We start from the raw sequence: 14,917 nt of genomic DNA, 5'->3' as shown, positions 1-14,917 counted from the left end.
AGTAAAAAAGTCACTAATTCTATTCCCATTCTATAGTTGCAGGTGGTTTAGAGCTAATATCATAAACAACTCTATTCACACCTTTTACTTTATTTATAATTTCGTTTGAGGTTTTTTGCAAAAACTCATAAGGTAAATTCACCCAATCTGCAGTCATTCCGTCTGTACTCTCTACAGCTCTCAGTGCCACACATTTTTCGTAAGTACGCTCATCTCCCATCACTCCTACACTATTCACCGGTAACAACATTGCACCTGCTTGCCATACTTTATCGTATAAATCCCAAGATCTTAGATTATTAATAAAAATAGCATCTACCTCTTGTAATATACGTACTTTCTCTTCAGTTAGATCTCCAAGGATACGAATTGCCAATCCAGGACCCGGAAATGGATGACGACCTAACAATTGAGAATCCATATGCATTGAAGCACCTACCCGTCTTACTTCATCTTTAAACAAGGCTTTCAGAGGCTCTACAACTTTTAATTTCATATAATCAGGTAAACCACCTACGTTATGATGACTCTTTATTGTTGCACTTGGTCCTCCTGTTGCCGATACACTCTCTATAACATCTGGATAAATGGTGCCTTGTGCTAACCACTTTACATCCTGTATTAAATGTGCTTCATCATCAAAAACAGCAATAAACTCGGCTCCAATTGCTTTTCTTTTCTTTTCAGGATCACTCAATCCCTTTAACGCATCCAAAAAGCGTGCCGAAGCATCTACACCTTTAACGTTCAATCCCATCCCTTCGTATTGCTTTAATACATCGGTAAACTCATTTTTACGAAGTAAGCCGTTATTTACAAAGATGCAATAAAGGTTTTTTCCAATGGCCTTATGCAGTAACATTGCAGCCACTGAAGAATCTACACCTCCAGACAATCCTAAAACGACTTTATCGTCACCTAATTGTTCTTTAAGTGCATTTACAGTTTCGTCAACAAAAGAATCTGGTGTCCAATCTTGTTCAACTTGAGCTATATGGACTAAAAAGTTTTCTAGTAATTGACGACCATCTGTGGAATGATATACTTCTGGATGAAACTGAATAGCATATGTTGTTTCACCATCTATCTTAAAAGCTGCATTTTTAACGTCATGAGTACTGGCTAATAAAACACCATTAGATGGCAATTTTTTAATCGTATCACTGTGACTCATCCAAACTTGACTTCCTTTAGAAATTCCTGTAAAGAAATCTTCATCCTCTTTAACGAAGTTTAAGTTAGCTCTACCATATTCTCTGGTATTAGATTCTGCAACTTCTCCTCCTGAAAAATGTGCTAAATATTGTGCACCATAGCAAACTGCTAACAGTGGTTTTTCACCTCTAATTCCTGAAAGGTCTGGATGTAAAACATCTTCACCTCTAACTGAATTTGGACTACCAGATAAAACGACAGCTTTAAAGCTTTCGGAAGCTGAGGGGATTTTATTGAATGGATGGATTTCGCAATAAATATTTAACTCTCTCACACGACGCGCTATAAGTTGCGTGTATTGCGATCCGAAATCTAAAATAAGGACTTTGTTATTTTGCATGTGCAAAAATAACAATTGCTTTCAGATTGATGATTTACTCTCTACGATTTTTTGAATATTTTTTTAACAAATTAAAATGAGAAAAATCTCTTCAAAAAAAAATGAATTACTCTAATACTCTAAATTGGTAAACACCAGATTCTGATGTATTTCCTGCAGCATCTTTAGTAACAACATTCCAATAATAAATAGTATTTGGAGCAACAGAAACAGTTAATTGATCTGCAGAAATTCCAGAGGAATTAATGCTTGGTGGATTATTAACACCGAAGTAAATATCATAGTTTACAATATCATTATCTACATCGCTACCATTCCATTGCAAAGTAACTGAACTTGTAGACGAAATAGTTTGGGCCATGGTTGGTGAAACTATCTCTGCAGGAAAAGGCGAATACGTTTGAACTCCTGGGCCAGCATTATAAAAATTCCATCTAGCGCTTTCTTGAGTTTGTTCTAAAAAATTATAATTGACAAACCATCTAAATGCATTTGCACGTGGAATTGTTACTCGAAAAAATAAATTCCTCAGTTTCATATACCGTGATTGTACCTGTATCTAAATTCTCTATTGACAATGTATAAACCTCAGCATTACTATTAGGTTGCCATTCAAAAAAAACAGTACTCTCAGTTGGTGTTAAATTAGCGCCTTCATTACATAATTCATCTTCATAAGGGAAAACCAATAATACACCTGTTGGTTCATCTTGACCATTTCCACTATCAATTATTGGATCATCATCCGTTGTATCTTTGCACCCACAAATAAAAATGGTCAAGAACAATATATAAGTTAATCTTTTCATTTTTTTACAATTTTATATGTAGACACTATAGCCTCAGTTTGTATAGAGATTAAATACATTCCTGTAGGTAAAGAACTGGTATCAACACGAATCTCTATGCCTTGATTTATATATGTTTTATTTAAAACTAATTGTCCGATTGTTGAGTAAATATTTACTATAACTTCACCGCCTTCTTTACCATTATTAATCTTAATTTCATCTCTAAAAGGATTTGGGTATACCAGAAAATCGTCTGTTAAAATAATTAGGTCTTTATAAACACCTTGGCATTCTAAATCTGTACTCACTTCTACTCTATTAACCCCTTCCTCTAACTGAAGTGTAATTGCTGAACTGTGTGTAGTGAATGCGTCACCATTAAATTTAATATTATAACTATTACTTCCAGACATGTTTAGCGAAAAATCATTTGTATTTATAACTCGACAGGTAAATATTTCTAAGGGATCTGGTTGTGTTATAACAATAGTATAACAGCTTTCATAATTTGGCCATTCTTCGATCGTAACACACATTTGATAAGTACCAGCCAATAGATTGAAAATATCAATGTCGTTCGTAAAATTGTATTCTTCATAAAAATCTTCACGCTCAAGTAAAACATCATATGTATATAACTCTTGTGCTACAATAGTGATTTTAACATTATTGCTATTAAGACAGGTTTCACCAGTTATTGAAATTGCAAAGTTATCATTGGGCAAATTTGGAATAGCACAACCAAATAAATCAACAGCAGCACCAAACTCAGTTGTAGGACAAAGATCATCTTCATTAGGAATACCATCATTATCTGCATCAGAACAAAATGTTTTATAACTAGACGAATCATCTTTAAACCAATTGTCATATATTCCATCAGTATTTGAAATTACAGCCACTGGATTATCTACCAAAATACATGCTAAATTTGGATTATTTATAGCATTGAAAAGTTCTAAATTTTCATTACTTCCATTTTGCAAATTAAGTTGATCAGCAATTAATAAATTAGATTGGCAAAACAAGAGATTTAGGGTTGTCCACTAATTGTCCGTAAGGCATTTTTTATTTCATTTACGCATCCTTGTAAGTTTGTGTTGTCATTTTTAAATGGCAAACCAGTTTTGTGGTGCCTTGTGCTGGATTTGGCTGCAGACATCCAGTAGCAAGTCGCTACAACAGGAAAAATTTAAACCACAAAACGCAAACATTATGAAATTCAAATTTAATTTTCTTTTATTTTTCGGCTTAGCATTAATTATTTCTTGTTCAGCGGATGACACTGTAGAGGTAGATAATTTCACACCAAGTGCCTCAGATATAACATTAACAATTGATGAGAATCCATCAAATGGCCAAACATTATGCAATGTAGCAACAAATCTAACTGGTTCCTTAGTTTATAGTATCTCTTCACAATCACCAACAGGTGCCATCGCAATTAATAATGCAACTGGCGAAATCACGATAAATGATAGTTCAAAATTCGACTATGAAATAAACTCTATTATAGAAGCTACAATTACAGTCACTAACTCGCTAGATAGTGCCATATCTGATATATTAATTACATTAAATAATATTGATGATATCTTATCTTTTTTAAGTACCTCACAACAAGCTTATCAAAATGCTATGAATGGTGAGTGGATACTAGTTACTGAAGATGAGTATAATATGCTAGCAACTAAATTATATGATATTCAAAGAGCTAGCACTTCAGATGAACATTATAATATTGACATAACAACAAGCTATGATTCAGGATATTATACATACTCAAACAATAACGGTATTGACATCGCTCCTTCACAATACATATTTGCTATAAAATATAAAGGTGATGATGATGGCGTAACTGATGCTAAGGTGAAGGTTTCTAGTAATAATATTGATGAAGGATTTATTGACTTAGGTCAAACCTTACTAGAACATAATGCTGGTGATAAATATTTTGTTTTAAAAGGAAACTCACAAAGTTTTGATTCTACATCTTACTTAGGTATCTCTGGTCGACTAGCATATGTAAATGTAGCAGATCATAATTTTAAATATAAATTTGGAGATAGTGAAGACTTGACCAGTAATTGCACAGGTATTGCTTTATATCAAGGTTTAACTACAACTGTAAAGCAATGGGACTAATACTTTTATATAAATTATTTAGTTGGTTAATAAAAGGTAGGTGAAAGCCTGCTTTTTATTATTTATCATAATGGATTAATTAAGTATGGCACTCTAAATAGTGATAATAGTAAATTCACCATTTAAGGGTTCTAAAAGCTTTATCAACTCATCAATTAAACTATCACCATACTCTAAATACAATTCAGAAAAATTAGTGTTTCGCTCTTGTAAGCTCTGGTTAGGAAATAATTGCTCTTGTAATTCTGTACAGCGACTTATTTGGTCTGCTAATTTCTTTTTTTGTGCTTTAAGTAATCTCTTTTCAAGGTGCTCTATACCTTTTAATTGCTTTACCTCTTGAGCTTTTACAGCGCCTATAAACGATTTATCCGTTTGCTCAGCTAGCTTATATAAATCTTCAAACTGCTGTTCTAAATATTTTAACTGTTTAGAAAAATCGATATCTACATTAGATATTTTTCTAACTTTCTTATTAATAAAACTACTACGCTTTAAAAACAGGTCTTTATCTGAAATATTAAGATTCTCTAATTTAGACGTTTGCTTTTTCGTTTTTACCAATACAGAATTCCGTAACAATAACATTGGAAAAGTGACATTATGCACTTTAAAATTAGATTTTAATTGCAACCAATAAATCATTTCTCCACCACCACCTATGTAACAGAGGTTCGGTAAAATAACTTCTTGGTATAATGGACGCATAATTACGTTTGGAGAAAAACGTTCTGGCATCTCATCGAGGTGTTTTAATAATTCGCTCTTACTCCAAGATATATTTGTATTGTTTACTTTAAACAGGTTATCTTCAAAAACGATTCGTTCTCTTAAATCTTTATCTAAATAGAAAAAATTAATCTCTCTTGGATTCACTTGAATTTTTAACCCTAAATCTTCAAGACTACTATTCGTCTTTGAAACCTCATTAAAACCAATTTGTTCAACGAGTTCTTTTTCTATATTAGGAATAAATAAACGTTTTAAATCTTTGTGGTCAGAATCTAAAATCACCAAACCATGTTTCCCAAATAATTCATTTGCCAAATAACGTGTTGCATTTGCTAAATTATTGTGTTGCAAATACGCATCTTTAAACCATTTTTTTAATTGTTCTGCATTTTTTCCTAATCCAAATTCTGCTGAAACGACTTCAAAAACAGCATCTAAACCTTCAGTATTAAAATGCCCTACTGCACCAGATTGGTTAGAATTCCATTGTATTTTCTTGCCTCTAAAATTAAAATAATTGATCTCATCAAAATCATGATCTTCTGAAGCCATCCAATAGACAGGCACAAAGTTATAGTTAGGATAAGATGTTTTTAATTGTTTAGTAAGATTAATGGCAGAAATAATCTTGAATAGAAAATATAAAGGCCCAGTAAATAAATTTAATTGATGACCAGTTGTAATGGTAAACGTATTTTCAGAATTTAAATTTTCAATATTTTGAAGTGTTAATTCTGATGTGTTTATTTGTGAATATTGTTTGGTAAGTACATCAACCAAAACCTTTCTATAAGGTTCCCTAACAATTTCAGAATGAAGCTTTTCTTCTATCTGTGCCTCAAAATTTCCTATTGCTGGAAATCGATTGTATAAAGGCTTTAACTTTGGCTTTTCATCCAAATAATCACAAATAAAATCAGAGAAGTAATTGGTTTCTCTAAAAGGAATATAGTTGGTTGGCATACAAATCTTAAATTATGGTATAAATATAAGGTACTTCTATATTTTAACTGCTAATTTTTAGTTAATTCACCTATGCTATGTATATTTACTAGCAATCAATTAAACTCCCTTATAAATGCAAAAATTATTAGTTCTACTACTTGTCGGATTTAGTTTTCAAACCTTATCAATTGCTCAAAGTATTCAATCTCCTAGCGACTTTTTAGGTTATGACATAGGCACACAATTTAGTCGTCATCACCAAGTTGTTGATTATTTTCAGTCTATTGCAAATGTACTTCCTAATCAAGTAAAGTTTGAAAAATATGGAGAAACCAATGAGCGCAGAGAACTATACTTAACTTATGTTTCTAGCGAAGAGAATATTAAAAACCTAGAAACTATTCGTGAGAATAATCTAAAAAATACAGGTTTAATAGATGGCACACCAACATCTACAAATACTGCAATTGTTTGGTTGAGTTATAACGTTCATGGTAATGAAGCATCTAGTACAGAAGCTTCTATGTTAACGCTTTACAAATTGCTAACTGAACGACAAGATTTACTAGAGAACACTGTAGTTATAATAGACCCTTGTATTAATCCAGATGGTAGAGATCGTTACGTTAATTGGTATAATGAAACTGCAAGTCAACCATACGATATAGACAGAAAAGCAAGTGAACATAATGAACCTTGGCCAGGAGGTCGTCCTAATCATTATCTTTTTGATTTAAATAGAGATTGGGCTTGGGCAACACAAGTAGAAACTGCATTACGCCTTAAAGTTTATAACAAATGGATGCCTCATATTCATGTAGATTTTCATGAACAAGGTATTAATGAGCCTTATTATTTTGCACCTGCGGCTGAGCCTTTTCATGAAATTATTAGTGATTGGCAACGTGATTTTCAAACACAAATAGGAAAAAATCATGCAAAGTATTTTGATGCCGAAGGTTGGTTGTTTTTTACAAGAGAGCGTTTTGATTTATTCTATCCGAGTTATGGTGACACGTATCCTACTTATATGGGAGCGATTGGTATGACCTACGAACAAGGTGGTCACGGCATGGCTGGACTAGGAATTTTGAATGACGAAGGTCATGTTTTGACGTTAATAGAACGGCTTACTCATCATACCACAACAGGAATTTCAACAGTTGAAATTGCCTCAAAAAATGCCAAACAATTAAATTCGGAATTTGCAAAGTTCTTTGATAATTCTAACTTAAAATATAAGAGTTATGTCTTAAAAGGTAATTCTGATAACTTGAAAAGTTTAAAAAATCTACTCAATACCCATGAAATTGCTTACGAAAATGCTAATGGGTCAAAAGTTTCTGGTTACAACTACAAGACAGGCCAACAAAGCAGCATGAATGTTAATAGTGATGCTTTGGTGATACATACTAATCAGCCAAAAGGAAAAATGATCAAAGTTCTATTTGAACCAGATGCTAAACTCTCAGATTCATTAACCTATGATATTACAGCTTGGTCAATACCTTATGCTTATGGTTTGGACGCTATTGCAAGTACTTCTAAAGCAAATAGCACTAAAAAATTTGAACCTAAAGAACTACAAATATTGTATGATGCTTATGGTTACGTTAGTAAATGGAACTCCTTAAATGATGCCAAATTTTTAGCGGATTTGTTAAAGAATAATTTTAAGGTGAGATTTACAGAAAAACCTTTTAGCTCAAGCGGATCAGATTTTGAGCGTGGTTCATTAATTATAACCAAAGGTGATAATAAGCACATTAAAGATTTTGTGAAATCTTTAAATAAAATAGCACAGAGACACTCGCATTTTATGACTACAATCAATACTGGGTTTTCTCAGACCACACCAGATATTGGCTCTCCAGATATTAAGTTAATTAATAAACAAAAAATTGCAGTATTATCTGGTGAAGGTACATCTTCATTAAGTTATGGAGAAATCTGGCATTTCTTTGAACAACAATTGCATTACCCAATAACTTCAATAAATACAGATCATTTAAGTAGAACCAACTTAGATAAATTTAATGTATTAATAATTCCTAATGGCTATTATGGCAGCGTACTAAATGAAGGAAATATGAAAAAACTAAAAGACTGGGTTCGTGCTGGAGGAAAGGTCATAGCTATAGACGGAGCATTGCGAAGTTTTACTGGTAAAGAAGGGTTTAGCTTAAATTATAAAAAATCTAAGGGGGATGAAGACGAAGACAATTTAACTCCTTACGCAGATCGTGAACGTGAGTATAGCAACAATTTAATTACAGGAGCCGTTTTTAACACTGAAGTAGACAATACTCATCCTATGGCTTTTGGGTATAACGATCACTATTTTACACTTAAGCGAGGTAGCTCTGCATATAGCCTATTAAGCAATGGTTATAATGTGTCGTATATAAATGACACAAAAGTATATTCAGGTTTTGCTGGAAAAAATGCACTAAAAAATTTAGACCAAACTTTAGTATTTGGGGAAGAACAAATGGGTAATGGCAGCTTTATATATATGGCAGAAAACACATTATTTAGAAGCTTTTGGGAAAATGGAAAATTATTTTTGGTGAACTCTATTTTCTTTGTGAATAATAATGTCTATGAGCTATAATACATCAATCAAAATATCTTAATTATGAAACATCTTAAAACATTATTATTAAGTCTATTCATTTTAATAGCATTTTCAGCATGTAAACAAAACGAAGCAAAAGAAACTACACAAGAGTTTAAAGTCGATTTTGAAAAATTCACATTGGACAACGGATTACAGGTTATTCTTCATGTAGATAAGTCAGATCCTTTAGCAGCAGTAGCTTTAACTGCTCATGTTGGTTCAGCTAGAGAAAAAGAAGGCCGTACAGGTTTTGCTCACTTGTTTGAGCACTTATTATTCCTAGAATCAGAGAACTTGGGTAAAGGAGGTTTAGACCAAATGAGTGCTCGTATTGGTGGATCTGGTGCAAATGGTTCTACAAGTAGAGACCGAACAAATTATTTTCAAACAGTACCAATAGATGCTTTAGAAAAAATGATTTGGGCTGAAGCAGATAAATTAGGTTACTTTATTAACACAGTTACAGAACCTGTTTTAGCTAAAGAAAAGCAAGTCGTTAAAAATGAAAAACGCCAACGTGTAGACAATAGACCTTATGGACATAATTCATCTGTAATTAATAGCAATCTTTACCCTTCTGGTCATCCATACAGTTGGGAGGTTATTGGATCTTTAGAAGATTTACAAAACGCCACATTAGACGATGTAAAAGAATTTTACAAACGTTGGTATGTACCTAATAATGTCACCTTAACTATTGCAGGTGATATTGATGTTGCACAAACAAAAGCATGGGTGAAAAAATATTTTGACGAAATTCCTAAAGGTGATGATATTCCAAAAATTGAAAAACAATCTGTGTCCTTAAAAGCATCTAAACGCTTTTTTTACGAAGATAATTTTGCGCGCGCTCCAAGGTTAACCATGACTTGGCCATCAGTTTACCAATATCACCCAGATGCATATGCCTTGAGCGTATTGTCACAATATTTAACAGAAGGAAAAAAGGCACCTTTAAATAAAATTTTAGTTGAAGATCAGCAATTAACAAGTAGTGTAAGACTATCTCAAAATTCATCAGAAATTGCTGGACAACTAATGTTAAGTGTCACTGCTTTTAATCAAACTAACTTAAACACAATAGCAGCTGGAATAAATGACGGTTTCAGAGATTTTGAGGTGAATGGTATTTCTGAAACGGATTTAAACCGTATTAAAGCTGGTCAAGAAACCTCGTTTTATAATGGTCTTTCTAGTGTTTTAGGAAAAGGATTTCAGTTAGCGCAATACGAAATCTTTGCAGGAGATCCTGGATTTATTAATAAAGACGTTAAAAATATTTTAGCTGTGACACCAGAAGATGTTATGCGTGTTTATGACAAGTATATAAAAGACAAAAATTATATAGCAACGAGTTTCGTACCCAAAGGACAAATGAATTTGGTTTTAGACAACTCTCAATTAGCTAATGTTGTTGAAGAAAAAATTATTGAAGGCGCTGAAGAAGAATTTGACCCAAGTCTAGCTGCGTCTTACGAAAAGACACCAAGTAGTTTTGATAGAAGTATTGAACCTCCTTATGGAAAAAGCCCAGAACTGAATATTCCACAAGTTTGGAAACACGAATTAGATTCTGGTATTAACGTTTTCGGGATACAAAATACTGAAGTTCCTTTGGTACAATTTGAAATGCAAATCGATGGTGGGCTTTTATTAGAAAGTAAAGATAAAGTTGGTGTTTCTAACCTTTTGGCTAGATTAATGACTAAAGGCACTAAAAATAAAACGCCTGAGCAATTAGAGAATGCTATTGAAAGTTTAGGGGCAAGAATTTCTACCTATGCTACAGACGAAAGTATTGTTATCTCTGGAAATACCTTGTCTAAGCATTTTAATGAAACAATGGATTTAGTCACAGAAATTCTATTAGAACCAAGATGGGACGAAAAAGAATTTGGGTTACTAAAACAAAGTACCATTAGTAGTATTCAGCGCAGTAAAGCCAATCCAAATAGCATAGCTTCTAATGAATTTGCTAAGTTACTTTATGGTGAGCAAAACATTTTAGCTTATAATAATAGTGGTACTGAAACTTCAGTAAATAGTATTACTATAATGGATTTACAGAATTATTACAATACTAATCTTACACCAAAGTTAACCAACATGCATGTTGTAGGCGCAATTTCAGAAACTGATGTCATTACTACTTTAGAAAAGATAAATAACACTTGGGAAGCTAAAAACGTTGTATTACCAGAATTAGCAATTCCACTGTATCCTAAAACTTCAAAAGTATATTTTTATGATGTTCCTGGAGCTAAACAGTCCGAAATTCGTTTTGGCTATCCAGCATTAAAAACTACTCACAAGGATTATTATAAGGCTTCAGTGATGAATTATAGACTAGGTGGAGGAAGTTTTGCATCACAACTAACACAGCAATTACGAGAAGGCAAAGGGTATACTTACGGTATTCGCTCTCGTTTCTCTGGTTCTTCGCATCAAGGAGAATTCACTATTAGTAGTGGTATACGAACAAATGTAACGTACGAAGCAACAAGTTTAGTAAAACAGATTTTAGAAGATTATGGAACAAATTATTCTGAAACTGATTTAGATGTTACCAAAGGTTACACTATTAAAAGTAATGCTAGAGCTTTTGAAACGCTTGGAGCAAAATTAGACATGTTGACAAATATTAGTAACTATGGATTTCCAGATGATTATGCAAAACAACGCGAGTCTATTGTTAATGAGCTAACGGTTGAAGATGTAAAAGCTCTAATTGACAATTACATTAAACCTAATCAAATGATTTATTTAATTGTTGGTGATGCAAAAACACAATTGGGTAAGCTAGAAGATTTAGGTTTTGGAAAGCCTGTTTTATTGAACGCTGAATAAATGGAATAGATAATACTATAATTATTAAATCAATTATTATGCTAACTGACATCCATCCAAAATTACCAATGCGCAATAAGGCAATAACAAGAGACTATTATACTAATGGACTCGGTTTTAAAGAATTGGGCACTGTAGATTATGATGGGTATTTAATGCTAAAGAAGGATAATGTAGAACTTCATTTTTTTGAATTCAAAAAACTAAATCCAAGAGAAAATTATGGACAAATCTACCTAAGAACTAATAATATAGATCAATTATATAAAGAACTAATAGATAAAAAAATAGCCATACATCCTAATGGAAATTTAGATATTAAGCCTTGGGGACAAAAAGAATTTGCTCTACTTGACCCTGATTCTAATTTACTGACCTTTGGACAAAGTATCTCATAAAGTATAGTTTTCATTATCTTTAAATGCTAACTAAAAATAAAAACTATGAAATTAGGAGCATTTTCTATAAGCTATCCGTTAAAGATATTAAGGCATCAAAAGCGTTCTATGAGACTTTAGGGTTTTCAGTTTTTGCGGGAGATATTGAAAAGAACTACCTCATCATGAAAAATGAAGAATCACTCGTAGGTTTGTTTCAAGGTATGTTCGAAAATAATATTCTCACTTTCAATCCTGGTTGGGACCAAAGTGCAAATGCGTTAGAACAATTTGATGACGTTCGTGATATTCAAAAACATTTAAAATCTAAAGACATTGCATTTGCCAGTGAGATTGATAAAACTTCCGATTCTGGACCTGCTAGTTTTGTCGTTTTAGATCCGGATGGAAATGCTATACTAATCGATCAACACGTCTAAATTATGACTTGGGATGACGCATTAAAAGTTTACGATGACATTACAGAAGCTTGTAATGGTTTTGAACGTAAAGGAAAAAAGATGATATACACCTCATCTAATGGTTATATGTTCACTTTACTCAATAAGGATGGAGAAATTGGTATTCGTTTACCAAAAGAGAAAACTGCAAAATTTATGGAGACATATAATACTGGTTTCTATTATTCGTATGGAGCAAAAATGAAGGATTATGTTTTAGTTCCTGAGTCTCTTTGGAGTAATAAAAAATTGATGGTTAACTATTTTGAACAAAGTTTTGCTTACGTTAATAGTTTACCACCAAAATAAGTCTACAAATTCAAAATGCTAGATACCATATAATGGCACTTATTAGAGTATAAAACGATAGCAAAAAAATCTGTAACCTGTTATGTCTAACTGGATTTCTCATAAATAATAGTAGTGTTTAATTATAGGACACTCAAAATCCTATATTAGTCACTCAAAAATTAAATAAAATGGATAAAGCATTACAAACCATGATTAATAATATGCCTGAAAAAACTGGTAAATCATTAGACCAATGGAAATCTATCATAAAAACTAAAGCTTTTGCAAAACATTCTGAAGGAGTCAATTTCTTAAAGAAAGAACATGGAGTAACTCATGGTTTTGCTAATACTATAGTAATGTTATCTAAAGAGGAAGACAATTCTGATAAGGACTTAGTATCAAATCAATATAAAGGTAAAGAAAGCCTATTCTCTATTTACCAAAAGCTTCTACCAATTCTAAAAGACTTTGGTAATGATGTCACTGTAACTCCAAAAAAGACAAGTGTAAGTATTATTAGAAAACGACAATTTGTTTTAATCAAACCAGCCACAAAAACAAGAATTGATTTAGGGTTAAAATTACCCGAAAAACCAACTACAGATCGACTTGGTAATTCTGGTCCATTTGGAACCATGTGTACACATCGTGTTCAAATTACTTCTTTAGCAGATATTGATAAAGAATTGATTGGCTGGATGCTTGAGGCATATTTAAAAGCAGTATAATTTTGTTCATAAAGCTTATGATGTTTAATTCTAAAGTATAAACTAATTTCCTTAATTTACTACCTCACCATACAAATCAAAGTCCTCAGCTTCAGTAACTTTAATCGTTGCAAATTCTCCAGTTTTTAGATAGGTTTTAGTCGCATCAATAAGCACTTCGTTATCTACATCTGGCGAATCAAATTCAGTACGACCAACAAAGTAGTTACCTTCTTTACGGTCAATAACCACTTTGAACTCCTTCCCTATTTTTGCTTGGTTAAGTTCCCATGAAATCTGTGACTGAATTTCCATAATTTCATTGGCACGTTGCATCTTTACCTCTTCTGGTACATCGTCCTCTAAATTATATGCATGTGTGTTTTCTTCGTGCGAATATGTGAAGCATCCTAAACGTTCAAAACGCATGTCTTTTACCCAATCTCTAAGGGTTTCAAAGTCTTCTTGCGTTTCACCAGGATAGCCAACAATAAGCGTTGTTCTAATAGTCATTTCGGGAACCTTAGACCTAAACTCCTTAAGCAGCTTAGTGGTTTTCTCTTTTGTAGTACCACGACGCATACTCTTCAAAATAGAATCCGAAATATGTTGCAACGGAATATCTAAATAGTTACAAATTTTAGGCTCACGATTCATCACATCTAACACATCCATCGGAAAACCTGTAGGGAATGCATAATGCAAACGAATCCAATCAATACCATCAACTTTTACTAAATGCTCAAGGAGTTCTGCAAGGTTTCTTTTCTTATATAAATCTAAACCGTAATAGGTTAAATCTTGAGCAATAAGAATTAATTCCTTAACTCCATTAGAAGCCAACTTTTCAGCTTCAATAACAATCTCTTCTATTGGAGTACTCTTATGTTTACCTCGCATTAATGGAATGGCACAAAAACTACAAGGTCTATCACAACCTTCTGCGATTTTTAAATAGGCATAGTTTTTTGGAGTTGTTGTTAAGCGTTCGCCAATGAGTTCATGTTTATAATCTGCACCTAAAGCCTTTAATAAACCTGGTAATTCTGTAGTACCAAAATACTGATCTACGTTTGGAATTTCTTTCTCTAAGTCTGGTTTATAGCGTTCACTTAAACAACCTGTAACAAATACTTTATCTACATCACCATCTTCTTTCTTCTGCATGTACTCCAAAATGGTATTAACACTTTCTTCCTTCGCATTATTTATAAAACCACAAGTGTTAATCACAACCACATTGCCTTCTTCTTCATGCACTACATCTTTTCCACTAGCCTTTAGTTGTCCCATTAAAACTTCACTATCGTAAACATTTTTACTACAGCCCAAAGTGATAACATTGATTCTATTTTTCTTAAGAGTTTTTGTACGCATGGTCATATAAATCAGTTTGCAAAGATACAATGTAAATTAAACCTTTAGTATATTTATAGGTCT

At 32.6% G+C, this 14,917-nt stretch carries 12 protein-coding genes and 1 pseudogene; 7 read left to right on the top strand and 6 right to left on the bottom strand.

Annotation, left to right across the window (positions count from 1 at the left end):
• Positions 1 to 19: 19 nt before the first annotated feature.
• The 4 genes from guaA to WPG_RS12375 form a co-directional block, all read right to left on the bottom strand.
• A complete protein-coding gene (gene guaA, locus WPG_RS12390; RefSeq protein WP_045473147.1) occupies positions 20 to 1,555 on the bottom strand; it encodes a glutamine-hydrolyzing GMP synthase in 1,536 nt (511 codons plus the stop codon).
• Between the two features lie 106 nt (positions 1,556 to 1,661).
• Positions 1,662 to 2,093, bottom strand: a complete 432-nt coding sequence (locus tag WPG_RS12385; RefSeq protein WP_045473145.1) for a hypothetical protein — start codon at positions 2,091 to 2,093, stop codon at positions 1,662 to 1,664.
• On the bottom strand, positions 2,038 to 2,364 hold the full coding sequence (locus tag WPG_RS12380; RefSeq protein WP_045473143.1) for a hypothetical protein: 327 nt from the start codon (positions 2,362 to 2,364) through the stop codon (positions 2,038 to 2,040). The genes WPG_RS12385 and WPG_RS12380 overlap by 56 nt, the downstream gene beginning before the upstream one ends.
• A complete protein-coding gene (locus WPG_RS12375) occupies positions 2,361 to 3,374 on the bottom strand; it encodes a T9SS type A sorting domain-containing protein (protein ID WP_144374473.1) in 1,014 nt (337 codons plus the stop codon). Before WPG_RS12375 ends, WPG_RS12380 begins: the two co-directional genes overlap by 4 nt.
• 187 nt (positions 3,375 to 3,561) lie before the next feature.
• On the opposite strand from WPG_RS12375, the gene WPG_RS12370 reads away from it, so the two are divergent.
• Complete coding sequence (locus WPG_RS12370; protein ID WP_144374472.1) at positions 3,562 to 4,494, top strand: cadherin repeat domain-containing protein; 933 nt, start codon at positions 3,562 to 3,564, stop codon at positions 4,492 to 4,494.
• 93 nt (positions 4,495 to 4,587) lie between these two features.
• On the opposite strand, the gene bshC is transcribed toward WPG_RS12370, so the two are convergent.
• Positions 4,588 to 6,189, bottom strand: coding sequence for a bacillithiol biosynthesis cysteine-adding enzyme BshC (gene bshC / locus WPG_RS12365; protein WP_045473136.1), 1,602 nt, complete (start codon positions 6,187 to 6,189; stop codon positions 4,588 to 4,590).
• 115 nt (positions 6,190 to 6,304) lie between these two features.
• On the opposite strand from bshC, the gene WPG_RS12360 reads away from it, so the two are divergent.
• The 6 genes and pseudogenes from WPG_RS12360 (at position 6,305) to WPG_RS12335 (ending at position 13,498) form a co-directional block, all read left to right on the top strand.
• The gene (locus WPG_RS12360) at positions 6,305 to 8,785 is read left to right on the top strand and encodes a M14 family metallopeptidase (protein ID WP_045473133.1); all 2,481 of its coding nucleotides are present in this window, start codon (positions 6,305 to 6,307) and stop codon (positions 8,783 to 8,785) included.
• A gap of 24 nt (positions 8,786 to 8,809) precedes the next feature.
• Complete coding sequence (locus tag WPG_RS12355) at positions 8,810 to 11,638, top strand: M16 family metallopeptidase (RefSeq protein ID WP_045473130.1); 2,829 nt, start codon at positions 8,810 to 8,812, stop codon at positions 11,636 to 11,638.
• A gap of 38 nt (positions 11,639 to 11,676) precedes the next feature.
• Positions 11,677 to 12,036: a bleomycin resistance protein gene (locus WPG_RS12350; protein WP_045473127.1), complete on the top strand. Its 360-nt coding sequence runs from the start codon at positions 11,677 to 11,679 to the stop codon at positions 12,034 to 12,036.
• A gap of 45 nt (positions 12,037 to 12,081) precedes the next feature.
• A pseudogene (locus tag WPG_RS12345) lies at positions 12,082 to 12,455 on the top strand (VOC family protein).
• 3 nt (positions 12,456 to 12,458) lie between these two features.
• Positions 12,459 to 12,785, top strand: coding sequence for a hypothetical protein (locus WPG_RS12340; protein ID WP_045473124.1), 327 nt, complete (start codon positions 12,459 to 12,461; stop codon positions 12,783 to 12,785).
• 170 nt (positions 12,786 to 12,955) lie between these two features.
• Entirely contained in the window at positions 12,956 to 13,498 is a 543-nt protein-coding gene (locus WPG_RS12335) for a DUF4287 domain-containing protein (RefSeq protein ID WP_045473121.1), read from the top strand.
• A 51-nt stretch (positions 13,499 to 13,549) separates the two neighbouring features.
• On the opposite strand, the gene rimO is transcribed toward WPG_RS12335, so the two are convergent.
• A complete protein-coding gene (gene rimO / locus WPG_RS12330; protein WP_045475546.1) occupies positions 13,550 to 14,854 on the bottom strand; it encodes a 30S ribosomal protein S12 methylthiotransferase RimO in 1,305 nt (434 codons plus the stop codon).
• Positions 14,855 to 14,917: the final 63 nt, after the last annotated feature.

The organism is Winogradskyella sp. PG-2, from assembly GCF_000828715.1.
Taxonomy (GTDB): domain Bacteria; phylum Bacteroidota; class Bacteroidia; order Flavobacteriales; family Flavobacteriaceae; genus Winogradskyella.
This window is presented reverse-complemented; position numbering and strand designations above follow the sequence as displayed.